This is a genomic window from Streptomyces sudanensis, assembly GCF_023614315.1.
Classification (GTDB): domain Bacteria; phylum Actinomycetota; class Actinomycetes; order Streptomycetales; family Streptomycetaceae; genus Streptomyces; species Streptomyces sudanensis.
This window is the reverse complement of sequence record NZ_CP095474.1, coordinates 2,474,416-2,486,972: the sequence shown is the minus strand read 5'-3', so window position 1 is coordinate 2,486,972 and position 12,557 is coordinate 2,474,416. Positions and strand designations below refer to the sequence as shown.

At 75.1% G+C, this 12,557-nt stretch carries 8 protein-coding genes and 3 pseudogenes; 8 read left to right on the top strand and 3 right to left on the bottom strand.

The window, feature by feature from the left end:
* On the bottom strand, positions 1-3,603 hold a 3,603-nt coding region (locus tag MW084_RS11475; protein ID WP_275563577.1), incomplete at its 3' end, for a S41 family peptidase.
* A gap of 156 nt (positions 3,604-3,759) precedes the next feature.
* Between MW084_RS11475 and MW084_RS11470 the strand changes: the two genes are divergently transcribed.
* A complete protein-coding gene (locus MW084_RS11470; RefSeq protein WP_029553403.1) occupies positions 3,760-4,335 on the top strand; it encodes a TetR/AcrR family transcriptional regulator in 576 nt (191 codons plus the stop codon).
* A gap of 171 nt (positions 4,336-4,506) precedes the next feature.
* On the top strand, positions 4,507-6,717 hold the full coding sequence (locus MW084_RS11465; RefSeq protein ID WP_010469756.1) for an MMPL family transporter: 2,211 nt from the start codon (positions 4,507-4,509) through the stop codon (positions 6,715-6,717).
* A gap of 262 nt (positions 6,718-6,979) precedes the next feature.
* On the opposite strand, the gene MW084_RS11460 is transcribed toward MW084_RS11465, so the two are convergent.
* On the bottom strand, positions 6,980-7,372 hold the full coding sequence (locus MW084_RS11460; protein WP_010469758.1) for an SsgA family sporulation/cell division regulator: 393 nt from the start codon (positions 7,370-7,372) through the stop codon (positions 6,980-6,982).
* A gap of 214 nt (positions 7,373-7,586) precedes the next feature.
* Between MW084_RS11460 and MW084_RS11455 the strand changes: the two are divergent.
* The 6 genes and pseudogenes from MW084_RS11455 to MW084_RS11430 all read left to right on the top strand — a co-directional run.
* Positions 7,587-8,288, top strand: a pseudogene (locus MW084_RS11455) (energy-coupling factor ABC transporter permease); the annotation flags it as partial.
* Between the two features lie 6 nt (positions 8,289-8,294).
* The coding region (locus tag MW084_RS11450; RefSeq protein WP_275563576.1) for a PDGLE domain-containing protein at positions 8,295-8,639 on the top strand (345 nt) is incomplete at its 5' end.
* Between the two features lies 1 nt (position 8,640).
* The gene (cbiQ, locus tag MW084_RS11445; RefSeq protein ID WP_010469763.1) at positions 8,641-9,402 is read left to right on the top strand and encodes a cobalt ECF transporter T component CbiQ; all 762 of its coding nucleotides are present in this window, start codon (positions 8,641-8,643) and stop codon (positions 9,400-9,402) included.
* Between the two features lie 26 nt (positions 9,403-9,428).
* Positions 9,429-10,199, top strand: a 771-nt coding sequence (locus tag MW084_RS11440) for an energy-coupling factor ABC transporter ATP-binding protein (protein ID WP_420833739.1), incomplete at its 5' end; no start/stop codon positions are given.
* Between the two features lie 54 nt (positions 10,200-10,253).
* Positions 10,254-11,429 carry a serine hydrolase domain-containing protein gene (locus tag MW084_RS11435; RefSeq protein ID WP_010469766.1) on the top strand — a complete coding sequence of 392 codons (1,176 nt, stop codon included), beginning with the start codon at positions 10,254-10,256 and terminating at the stop codon, positions 11,427-11,429.
* Positions 11,430-11,509: 80 nt separating this feature from the next.
* Positions 11,510-11,776, top strand: a pseudogene (locus tag MW084_RS11430) (transposase); the annotation flags it as partial.
* Positions 11,777-11,827: 51 nt separating this feature from the next.
* On the opposite strand, the pseudogene MW084_RS11425 reads toward MW084_RS11430, so the two are convergent.
* Positions 11,828-12,557: pseudogene (locus MW084_RS11425) on the bottom strand (helix-turn-helix domain-containing protein); the annotation flags it as partial.

Genomic DNA, 12,557 nt, shown 5'->3' with positions numbered 1-12,557 from the left:
GGAGAGGTTCGGGGTGGCGGAGTAGTCCGGGGGGCTCGACGGGGGGTTCTTCCGCAGCAGCTCCAGCGCCAGGTCCACCGCGTCCGCGAGCTGGCGGTGGCGGCCCTCCGCCCAGTCCAGGGGGGTGCGTTCGATCTCGATGTCCGGTTCCACGCCGTGGTTCTCCACGCCCCACCCGTACGCCTCGAACCACGCCGCGTTCATCGGCACCGTGATCACCGTCCCGTCGCCGAGCCGGTGGCGGCCCGTCATGCCGACCACGCCGCCCCAGGTGCGCTGCCCGACGACCGGGCCGAGGCCCTGGAGCTTGAACACCGCCGTGATCATGTCGCCGTCCGAGGAGGTGGCCTCGTCGGCGAGCGCGACGACCGGGCCGCGCGGGGAGTTCGACGCGTACGACACGGGCTGGGCGTTGCGCGTGAGGTCCCAGCCCAGGATGCGGCGCGTCAGCTTCTCGACGACCAGTTCGCTGATGTGCCCGCCCGCGTTGCCGCGCACGTCCACGATGAGCGCCGGCCGCGACACCTCCAGCCGCAGGTCCCGGTTGAACTGCGCCCACCCGGAGCCGCCCATGTCCGGGATGTGCAGGTAACCGCACCGCCCGTCGCTCAACTCCCGTACGACCTCGCGGCGTTTGGCCACCCAGTCCTGGTACCGCAGCGGCCGTTCGTCGACCAGCGGCACGACCGCCACGCGCCGCGGCCGGCCCGGCGACCCGTCCGCCGGGGCGAACGTCAGCTCCACCGTCGTCCCGCCCGCCGCCGCGAGCAGCGGGTACGGCCCGGTCACCGGGTCCACCGGCCGGCCGTCCACGTGGGTGAGGACCGCGCCCTCCCGGATGCCCGTACCGGCGAGCGGGGACCGCGCCCGGGAGTCCGACGAGTCGCCCGCCAGGATGCGCTGGACGATCCACCGGCCGTCCCGGCACACGAGGTTGGCGCCGAGCAGGCCCACCGCCCGCTGGTAGTGCGGCGGGCCCTCGTTGCGCCGCGCGGGCGTGACGTACGCGTGCGAGGTGCCCAGCTCGCCGAGGGTCTCCCTCAGCAGGTCGGCGAACTCGTCGGGCGACGCGACCCGTTCGACCAGCGGCCGGTACTGGTCCAGCACCCCGTCCCAGTCGACGCCCGCCATGCCCGGCTCCCAGAAGTAGGCGCGGGTGATGCGGCCCGCCTCGTCGAACGCCTGCCGCCACTCGGCGCCCGGGTCCACCTCGTGCTGGATGCGCCGCGCGTCCACGTACACCGTCGTGTCCAGGTCGCCCGTCTCGCTCGCCGGTACGGCCCGCAGCTCGCCCTCGTCGACCACGACCAGCCGCGTCCCGTCGCCGCTCACCGCGAACCAGTCCAGGTGCGCGACCAGCTCCGACCTGCGCGCCTTGGTGAGGTTGAAGTGCTCCAGCGTCGGCCGCTCCGACGGGTCGGACGGGTTGGCGAACGTCTCGCCCAGCGCACCCGAGATCGGCCACCGCAGCCACACCAGCCCGCCGCTCACCGGGCGCAGCGACGAGTACTTCGACGCCGCCACCGGGAACGGCGTCACCCGGCTCTCCAGCCCCTCCACCTCCACCAGCACGGTCCCGTCGCCCGCCCGCTCCTCCTCGCCCGGGTCCAGCCCGCCCGCCGCCGGGCGCCCCTCCGGGGAGAGCGCGAACGGCGACGGCGTCGTGGACGCCAGCGGTACGAGGTAGGGGCGGCAGCCCAGCGGGAACGACAGGTCGCCGGTGTGCACGTCGTACACCGGGTCGAAGCCGCGCCAGGACAGGAACGCCAGGTAGCGGCCGTCCCGGGTGAACACCGGGCTCTCGTCCTCGAAGCGGCCGTTGGTGACGTCGACGACCAGCCGGTCGCTGATGCGGGCCATCTTGATCTGCCGCAGCGACCGGCCGATGAAGGGGTGCGACCAGGTCAGCCACGTTCCGTCCGGGGAGAACGCCAGGTCGCGCACGGGGCCGTTGTCCGAGCGGACCAGCTCGGTGACCAGGCCGTCGCCACCGGGATCGGCGCTGGCGTTGTCGCTGGCGTTGTCCTTGTTGCTGTCCTTGTTGCTGTCCTTGTTGCTGTTGCTGTTGCTGTTGCTGTCGGTGTCATCACCGCTGCCGTCGCTGCCGCTGTTGCCGTCATCACCGCCGCCGTCGCTGCCGCCGTCGTCGGCCGGGGCGGCGGCCGGGTCCTCCGCGCCGCCGGTCGCTCCGGCGGGGTCTCCCGCGCCGGGTGCCTCCCCGGGCGCCCCCGAGCCCGCCGCGTCCGCCGACTCCGTCACCTCGGCCGCGTCCGCCGCCCCCGCCTCCCCGGCCGCGTCCGCCGCCCCGGTCAGCCGGCGCAGGCGGCTCCTCGGTGCCGGGGGCGCGGTGCCGTCCGCCCCGCCCGTCGCCTCCTCCGACACGTCCAGCAGCAGCAGCCGCCCGTCGTGCGACGCGACGGCGAGCCGTTGCCCGTCGGGGTCGGAGACCATCTCCAGCACCCGGCCCAGCCGGCCGGCGGCGAGGCGGCGGGGCGGGCGCTGGCCGCTGGCGCGGGGCAGGTACGCGATCTCGACGGCGTCCTCGCCCTCCGCGTCCGTCACGTACGCCACGCGCCCGTCGTCCAGCATCTCCGGCAGCCGCACCCGCACGCCCGGCGTGTCAGCGATCGACCGGGCCGGCCCGTCGCGGTGGGTGAGCCAGTACAGGCTGCCGCGCACGCAGACGGCGCTGGCCCGGCCGGTCTCGTCGACGGCCACCGCCTGGAGGTGCCGGGCGGCCGGCACCTGGTACGTGCGCCGCCCGGCGCGCGGCCCGCAGAGCCGTACCGCCGGCTTCCGGGGCCGGGCATCGGGCGACAGGTCGTCCACCAGCCACAGCTCGCCGGCGCACTGGTAGACGACGCGGCGCCCGTCGGAGGAGGCGTGCCGGGCGTAGAAGGCGTCGTGGTCGGTGTGGCGCCGCAGGTCGGAGCCGTCGGGCAGGCAGGAGTAGAGGTTGCCGACGCCCTCGTGGTCGGAGAGGAACGCGATCCGGCCGCCCACGAACATCACGCAGTCCAGGTGGCCGCCGAGGTCCGGCAGCAGCCGCTCGCCGTGCAGCCACAGCCGCCCGGTCGCCCCGCCCCGGTAGCGCTTCCAGGCGGCCGGCTCGTGCGGCGGCTTCCCGGTCAGCAGCAGCGTGCGGTGCTCCCCGCCGACGTCGGCGACCTGGATGTCGGCGCACGGCCCCCACGGGAGGCGCTTGCCGGGGCTGCCGTCGACGGGCACCTTGTACGCCCAGGAGAAGTGGGAGAACGGCTGCCCGTGCGAGGCGACGGCCAGGATGTTGCCGTCGGGGTCCCAGCCGCAGACGCGGGTGTCCAGCGACCCCCAGTAGGACAGGCGCCGGGCCGGGCCGCCGTCGACCGACAGGAGGTGGATCTCCGGGTCGAGGCTGCGCCAGCTCGTGTACGCGATGTGCCGGCCGTCCGGCGAGAAGCGGGGGTGGCCGACCCTCGTCCGGTCGACGGTGAGCCGCCAGGCGCGGCCGGGGGACTCGCCCTCGGCGGCGAGCGGGGCGATCCACAGATCGTCCTCGGCCGTGAAGCACAGCAGGTCGCCGTGGAGGTGGGGATACCGGAGGTACGCGCCGTCGCTGCTCACCCTCCCATGCTTTCGGTGCGGCCGGGGCGTGGCAACTCGGCCGCCGTACCGGCCCGGTGCCCGTGACCCACCCCACGCGCGGGGCGGCGCCGTTCCGCTCCCCGGCTGGTCTAGGCTTGAGGTGTACGAAACCGTTTCGTTCGGATGGACGTGCCCATGGCCCGCAGCAGGCTCACTCCGCAGCGCGAGTCGGAGCTGTACGAGACCGTCATCGACCTCCTCTGCGAGGTCGGCTACGACGCGCTGACCATGGACGCCATCGCCGCCCGCACGCGCTCCAGCAAGGCCACCCTCTACCGCCAGTGGGGGAGCAAGCCGAAGCTGGTCGCCCGGTCGCTGCGGCACCACCGGCCCGTCGAGCTCGCGGAGATCGACACCGGATCGCTGCGGGGCGACCTCCACGCGGTGATCGGGCGCTCCGACGACTGCCGCCTGGCGAAGGACTCCGCCGTGGTGCGGGGCCTGGCCCACGCCGTCGGCGAGAACCCCGAACTCCACCGGGCGCTGCACGAACTGCTGATCGAGCCCGAGGTAACCGGGATCGACGGGATCCTGCGCCGCGCCGTCGAGCGGGGCGAGATCGCCGCCGGCAACCCGGCGCTCGCCCTGGTCCCGCACATGATGATCGCCGTCTTCGTCTCCCGGCCCCTCGTCGAGGACCGGCCGGTCGACCAGGCGTACCTCACCGCCTACGTGGACGCCGTCGTGCTCCCTGCGCTCGGCGCCCCCTGACGCGTCCGTCCCGCCGGGCGGACCGCTCCGGACCGGCGGGCCCCGGCGCTCCCCGCCGGGAACGCGCCGCCGCCCGGAGCCGCGGCACCCGGCACGCACCGCTCGCGCCGCCGGGCCCGCCCCCCGATGCCCTGTCCTGTCCCGTCCACCTCACCCCGGGAGTACGCCCCAGTGGCCACGTTCCTCTACAGACTCGGCCGGTTCGCCTTCCGCCGCCGCCACCTCGTGACCCTCCTGTGGGTCGCGCTGCTGGCCCTCGCCGGAGCGGGCGCGGCGTCCGCGCCGGCGGCCACCTCCGGTTCCTTCGCCATGCCCGGCACGGAGGCCCAGAAGGCCTTCGACCTGCTGGAGAAACGATTCCCCGGAGGCAGTGCCGACGGCGCCACCGCCCGGGTCGTCTTCAAGGCGCCCGACGGGCGGAAGATGACCGACCCGGCGAACAAGGCCCACGTCGACAAGGCCGTCGCGGACCTGCGCACCGGCTCCGACCAGGTCGCCGCCGTCACCGACCCGTACACCGCGCAGGCCGTCTCGCGCGACGGCACCACCGCGTACGTCCACGTCACGTACGAGGTCAACGGCATGGAGCTGACCGACGCCACGCGCGAGGCGCTGACCGAGACCGGCACCGAGGCGCGCGACGCGGGCCTGACCGTCGAGATCGGCGGCGACGCCCTGCAGGCGGTGCCCGAGACCGGCACCGGCGAGGTCGTCGGCGTGGTCGTCGCCGGGATCGTCCTCGTCATCACCTTCGGCTCGCTCGTCGCGGCCGGCCTGCCGCTGCTCACCGCGCTCATCGGCGTCGGCATCGGCGCCTCGTCGATCACCGTCCTCGCCGCCGCCCTGGACCTCGGCTCCACCACCGGCATCCTCGCCACGATGATCGGCCTCGCCGTCGGCATCGACTACGCCCTGTTCATCGTCTCCCGCCACCGCGCCGAACTGGTCCACGGCCACGACCCGCAGGAGGCCGCCGGCCGCGCGGTCGGCACGGCCGGGTCGGCGGTCGTCTTCGCCGGCCTGACCGTCGTCATCGCCCTGGTGGGCCTCGCCGTCGTCGACATCCCGATGCTGACGAAGATGGGCGTCGCCGCCGCCGGCGCGGTCGCCATCGCCGTACTGATCGCCCTCACCCTCATACCGGCGCTGCTCGGCTACGCGGGCGGGCGCATCCTCGGCCGCAAGGCCCGCAGGGCGCTCGCCGACGGCGGGAGCACCGCCGGCACCGGCGGGCACACCGCGCCCAACGCCGGCACCCGCTGGGCCCGCTTCGTCCTGCGCCACCCCGTCGCCGTCCTGCTCGTCGGCGTCGTCGGCCTCGGCGCGCTCGCCGTCCCGGCCGCCTCCCTGGAGACCGGCCTGCCCGACGACGGCGCCCAGCCGACCTCCACCACCCAGCGCCGCGCCTACGACCTGCTGTCCGAGGGCTTCGGCCCCGGCTCCAACGGCCCGCTGCTGGTCGTCGTGGACGGCGACGCGAAGGCCGCCGCCCGGGCCGCCGACACGATCAAGGGCCTCGACGGCGTCGCCGCCGTCACCCCGCCCACCCCGAACAAGGCCGGCGACACGGCCATGATCACCGTCGTGCCGAAGGACCGCCCGTCCTCCGCGGCCACCGAGGACCTCGTCCGCGACATCCGCGACACCACCGGCGACGACGTCCTCGTCACCGGCCAGACCGCGATGAACATCGACTTCTCGCAGAAGATGAACGACGCGCTGCCGCCCTACCTGGCGCTCGTCGTCGGCCTCGCCTTCCTGCTGCTGATGGTCGTCTTCCGGTCCGTGCTGGTGCCGCTCAAGGCCGCCCTCGGCTTCCTGCTGTCGGTGGTCGCCGCGCTCGGCGCCGTCGTCGCCGTCTTCCAGTGGGGCTGGCTCGGCTCGGTCTTCGGCGTCGAGCAGACCGGCCCGATCATGAGCATGATGCCGATCTTCATGGTGGGCGTCGTCTTCGGCCTCGCCATGGACTACGAGGTCTTCCTCGTCACCGGGATGCGCGAGGCGTACGTCCACGGCGAGCGGCCCGGCGAGGCCGTCGTCACCGGCTTTCGCCACGGCGCCCGCGTCGTCACCGCCGCCGCCGTCATCATGATCGCCGTCTTCGCGGGCTTCATCGGGTCCAGCGAGCAGATGGTGAAGATGATCGGCTTCGGCCTCGCCGCGGCCGTGCTGTTCGACGCCTTCGTGGTGCGCATGGCGATCGTCCCGGCCGTCCTCGCCCTGCTCGGGCGCAAGGCGTGGTGGCTGCCGCGCTGGCTGGACCGCGTCCTGCCCAACGTCGACGTCGAGGGCGAGGGCCTGCGCAAGGAACTCGCCGCCGGCCCCGGCGACCCGGACACCGACCCGGACGCCGACCGGGAGCAGCCGCTCGTGAGGGCCTGACACCGTACCGGGGCGGGAGCGCCCCGGGGACGCGGACCGGTTCCGTACGGCGCCGGTCCGCCCCCGGGGCCTCCCGCCCCGCCGTTTTCCTCCCGCCCGGCGCATCCCTTCCTGCCCGCTGCTTCCCTTTCCGCCCGCTCCTCGGCGCCGCTCCGGCGGGCGGGAGTCCGGGAGGTGGGCGGTGCCAGGAGTCTCCGGGTACGTCGGCGCGTCGCGGGTACGGCCGGCGCGTCACCGTCCCGGCCGGTGGGTCGCCCTCCGGTCAGCGCGTCACCGGCTCGGCGGCGTACGTGCGCCGCAGGAAGGCACGCAGGGCCGAGGAGTCGAACTGCATGACCACGGCCGTGCCGTGCGGCGAGTGGAACTCGACCACCGTCTGCACCCGTCCGCACGGCCACACGTCCACGTCCCCGCCGTGCGCGGGGGCCCGCAGCCCCTCGTCCAGGAGGGCGCGCGGGAACGTCCGGCTCCCGCCGGGCAGCACGAAGCGCACGCACCCCGGCTCCACGTCCGGGCCGTAGCGCAGTACCACCGGCACCGGACGGGACAGCGGCCCGTCCGACACGACGATGCCGCGCACCCGCATCCGCACCGGCGGGCCGGAGGGCTCCCCGGCCGGCCGGGCCGGTCCGGGGCGTGTGTCGGCGGGGCACATCGCGGACTCCTCCCGTTCACCGTCACCTGTCGGCCCCGGGTACCCCCTTTGGTCCCGTCCATCCCCGCTCGTCCCCGCTCGTCCCCACCCATCCCCGCTCGTCCCCGGGCTCCGCGGCGGCTTTTCGCGCCGCCCCCGCTCTTGCAAGGGGTTCGCAGCAGCGGCCATCATCGAGCAGCCGGATATCGTCACCCGTCCGAAAGCGGTCCCCTCCATGCACGTACCCGACGGATTCATCAACGCGCCCGTCTCCGCCGCCGCCGGCCTCGTCGCCGCGGGCGCCGTCGCGGCGGGCCTGCGGGGCGCGCGCCGGGAGCTGGGGGAGGAGCGGGCCGCGCCGCTGGCGGGACTCGTCGCCGCGTTCGTCTTCGCCGTCCAGATGCTGAACTTCCCGGTCGCCGCCGGCACCAGCGGTCACCTCCTGGGCGGCGCGCTCGCCGCGATACTCGTCGGCCCGTGGACCGGCGTGCTGTGCATCGCCGTCGTCCTGCTGATGCAGGGCGTGCTCTTCGCCGACGGCGGGCTCACCGCCCTCGGCGTCAACGTCACGGTCATGGGCGGTGTCACGGTCCTCGTCGCCTACGCGCTGTTCCGCGCCCTGGTGAGGGTCCTGCCGCGCACCCGCCGCTCGATCACCGCCGCCACGTTCGCGGCGGCGGTCGTCTCCGTACCGGCGTCGGCCGCGGCGTTCACGCTGCTCTACGCGGTCGGCGGCACCACCGACGTGCCCCTGGGCGAGGTCCTCGCCGCGATGCTCGGCGTGCACGCGCTGATCGGCGTCGGCGAGGCCCTCATCACGACGGCGACGGTCGGCGCGGTCCTCGCCGTGCGCCCCGACCTCGTGTACGGCGCACGCGGCCTGTCCGCGCCGCTGAAGCTCCGGGTCGGCGGCGAACTCGTCGACGCCGCGCCCGCCNCGCNNCCCGCCCCGGCCGCCGGGACCCGCCGGGTGTGGGCCGCCGGCCTCGCCGTGTCCGTCCTCCTGGCCGGCCTGGTGTCCTTCTACGCCTCCGCCAGCCCCGACGGCCTGGAGAGGGTCGCCGCCGACCACGGCATCGACCGGCAGGCCCGGGAGCACGCCGCGGCGGACTCCCCGCTCGCCGACTACGGCGTGAAGGACCTCGACGACGCCCGCCTCTCCGGAGGGCTGGCGGGCACGATCGGCGTCTGCGCCACGCTCGCCCTCGGCACGGGCGTCTTCCTCGCGGCCCGCCGGCGCCGCACCGGCGCCGCGACGCCCGCCGCCCGCCCGACGGAAACCGCCTGACGTGGGCGCCGGCCACGCCCACAAGCTCTACCGGCACGGGAACTCGCCCGTCCACGCCCTGCCCGCGCACACCAAGCTCGTCGCCGTCCTCGGCTTCGTCCTCGTCGTCGCCGCCACGCCCCGCGAGGCGGTGTGGGCGTTCGGCGCGTACGCGCTGCTGCTCGCCGCGGTGGCGGGCACCGCCCGGGTACCGGCCGGGTACCTGCTGAAGCGGCTCGCGATCGAGGTGCCGTTCGTCGCCTTCGCCTTCCTGATGCCGTTCGTCGTGCCCGGCGAACCGGTCGGCGTCCTCGGGGTCACCGTCTCCGCCGCCGGACTGTGGGACGCGTGGAACGTGCTGGCCAAGGGCACCCTCGGCGTCGCCGCGTCCGTGCTGCTCGCGGCGACGACCGAACTGCGGGAGCTGCTGCTGGGCCTCCAGCGGCTGAGGCTCCCCCCGACGCTCGTCCAGATCGCCGCCTTCATGGTCCGGTACGGGGACGTGATCACCGACGAGATGCGCCGCATGTCGATCGCCCGCCGCTCGCGCGGCTTCGAGGCGCGGGGAGTGCGCCACTGGGGCGTCCTCGCCAAGTCGGCGGGCGCCCTGTTCATCCGCTCGTACGAACGCGGCGAGCGCGTCCACCTGGCGATGGTGAGCCGCGGCTACACCGGCACCATGCCGGTGATCGACCGGGCGCCGGCGACGGGCGCGCAGTGGCGCGGCGCGGCGGCCCTCCCGCTGACGGCGCTCGCCGTGTGTCTGCTGGGATGGACGCTATGACGACTCCGCCCCGGCACCCCGCCCCNACCCCGTCCTTCGTCCCTTCGCTGGAGGTGCGGGGCCTGGCCTACGCCTACCCCGACGGGCACCAGGCGCTGTTCGGCGTGGACCTGACCGTGGAGCGCGGCGAGCGCGTCGCGCTGCTCGGACCCAACGGCGCCGGCAAGACGACCCTCGTCCTCCACCTCAACGGCATCCTCACCGCCGGAGCGGGCACGGTCGCGGTGGCCGGCCTGCCCGTCGGCCCGGCGAACCTGGCGGAGATCCGCCGCCGCGTCGGCATCGTCTTCCAGGACCCCGACGACCAGCTGTTCATGCCGACCGTCCGGGAGGACGTGGCGTTCGGCCCGGCCGCGGCCGGCCTGCGCGGCCCCGCGCTGGACGCCGTGGTGACGCGGGCCCTGGAGCGGGTCGGCATGGCCGCGTACGCGGACCGGCCCCCGCACCACCTGTCGTTCGGGCAGCGGCGCCGGGTCGCGGTCGCCACGGTCCTCGCGATGGAACCGGAGATCCTCGTCCTGGACGAGCCGTCGTCCAACCTCGACCCGGCCTCCCGCCGCGAACTCGCCGACATCCTGCGCTCGCTGGACGTCACCGTCCTCATGGTCACCCACGACCTGCCGTACGCGCTGGAGCTGTGCCCCCGCTCGGTCGTCCTCAGCGAGGGCGTCATCGCGGCGGACGCCCCGACCGGGGAGCTCCTCGCGGACGGGGAGCTGATGCGCCGGCACCGCCTGGAGCTGCCGTTCGGCTTCGACCCGGCCGCGGTGCCGACCCGGGGTCCGGGCCGGCACTGAGCCGTTGCACCATGGGGTGAGCGACCCCGACCCCGAGAGAGAGTGCGTGCAGAGGTGGACGTCCAGGGCACCGTGGACCCCGGCTTCGAGCCGGTGAAGGACGCGTTCACGCGCAACTTCGAGCAGCGGGGGGAGCGCGGCGCGGCGGTCGCCGTGTACCGGGACGGCCGCAAGGTCGTCGACCTGTGGGCCGGCACGCGCGACGTGGACGGCACGGCCCCGTGGGCGGTGGACACCGCCCAGGTGGTGCGGTCCGTGACCAAGGGCGTCGCGGCGGCGGTGCCGCTGCTGCTGCACCAGCGCGGCCGGATCGACCTGGACGCGCCGGTCGGCACGTACTGGCCGGAGTTCAAGGCGGCGGGCAAGGAGCGGACGCTCGTACGGCACCTGCTCGCCCACCGCGCGGGCGTCCCCGCACTGGACGCGCCCCTGGCGCCCGGGGACGTACTGGACCCGGAGGGCCGCTTCGAGCGGGCGGCCGCGGCGGTCGCCGCCCAGGCCCCCGCGTGGGAACCGGGCACCGGGCACGGCTACCACCCGCACACCTACGGCTGGCTGCTGGCCGCCCTGGTGCTGCGCGTCACCGGCCGGCCCATCGGACGGTGGGTCGCCGACGAGGTGGCCCGCCCCCTCGGCCTCGACCTGTGGCTGGGCGTGCCCGAGGAGGAGGCGCACCGCGTGGGCCGCGTCGGCCGCCTCGACGAGCCGCCCGCCCGGGCGTCCGGCGGGCTCGTGCTGCGCCCGAAGCGGTCGGTGGAGGAGGCGTACCGGGACCCGGGGTCGCTGACGCGGCGGGCGTTCTCGGCGATCGACCCGGCACCGGACGAGAACGCGCCCGAGTACCGCGCCGCCGGCCTGCCCGGCTCCGGCGGCATCGCCACCGCCCGCGCCCTGGCCCGCTTCTACGCGGCGCTGCTCGGCCCGGTGGACGGCCACCGCCTGTTCGCCCCGGCGACCCTGGCCATGGCCCGCACGGAGGAGTCGGCGGGCCCCGACCGCGTCCTGGTCGTCAACACTCGCTTCGGCCTCGGCTACATGCTCCACGGCCCGGCCTGCCCGCTCCTGGCCCCCGGCTCCTTCGGCCACCCCGGCCGCGGCGGCTCCCTGGCCTTCGCGGACCCGGAGTCCGGCGTCTCCCTGGCCTACGTCACCAACGGCATGCGCAAGGGCGTCACCGCCGACCCGCGGGCGCAGGCCCTGGTCCGGGCGGTGGCGAAGGCGATCGGCTGAGCGCGGCGGGGACCCGGGGGGAGCCCGGCGGGTCCGGAGGTGATCCCTCTCGTGAAGGGCATCCCGCCGATCCGCTCACCCGTGGCCGACGGCGGCGCAAGCCTGGCAAGCCCCACGCCGACAAGGGCTACGACTACAACCACCTGCGACGATGGTTACGCGGGCGAGGCATTACCCACCGCATCTCCCGCAAGGGAGTCGAGTCCTCACAACGCCTGGGCCGCCATCGCCGGACCGTGGAACGCACGATGGCACGGCTCGCTGGATGCCGCCGCCTCCACCGCCGCTACGAGCGCAAAGCCGACCACTTCCTGGCCTTCACCAGCATCGCCCGCACCCTCGTCTGCTACCGCAGACTCGCCAAACAAGACGTTCTCCAAGCGCTTGCTCAGCCTGTGTCAGTCGAAGTTGCTCATCGGTCCCCCGGTCTGTCCAGAGTCCGAGTCTGTGATCCAGCGCCCTTCGGCGGAGTCGTGCACATACGTCGGCCTCCCCCTGGTCCCGCTCGTGCGGAACGGCTTCCCGCCGTCCGTGATCCGCACCGTCCCCGTACGGCCCCCGGCGCTCCACTCCAGCTCCAGGTACCAGCGGCAGTCGCAGCCCGCCGTCCGCGCGGAGACCAGCAGCTCCTCGGGGTCGGAGGAGGTGACCTTGTACGGGAAGGAGACGGCCGGGATCTTCCGGACCTCGGCGCCGGAGGCGTCAAGGCCGTCGACGGGCCTCGCGAGCGGGCGCGGCCGGTCGAGGTCCACGGCGAAGTGGCGCGGGGTGACGGCGCCGCCACAGCCGTTGTCCATCCGGTACGCGTTCCACGGCAGCGGCGCGGCGCGGTCGACCACGCGCACGTGCAGGGCATGGAGGACGACGGCGTCGGACGGCGACCGGCCCTGGACCGTGATCCGCACCAGCGCCTCCCCGCCGTGCACGGCACCGTGCGTCCCGGCCCACGCCCCGGAGTCGGCCGTGACCGGCGGCGGGGCGACCGCGCGGGGGGCCCGGTCCACGAGGTAGGTGTGCCCGCAGTCGCCCTCCCAGAGCTGGGAACCGATGCTCCAGATGAAGGGGAGGGGGGCCGCGGTCCGCCTTGGAGCGGTGGAAGCGGGAGCGGGGGCGGAAGCCGTATGGGTG

Coding starts and splice junctions, on each gene's coding strand:
- MW084_RS11470 (WP_029553403.1), top strand. CDS start 3,760: ATGGCCCGCAGCAGGCTCACTCCGCAGCGCGAGTCGGAGCTGTACGAG.
- MW084_RS11460 (WP_010469758.1), bottom strand. CDS start 7,372: ATGTGCCCCGCCGACACACGCCCCGGACCGGCCCGGCCGGCCGGGGAG.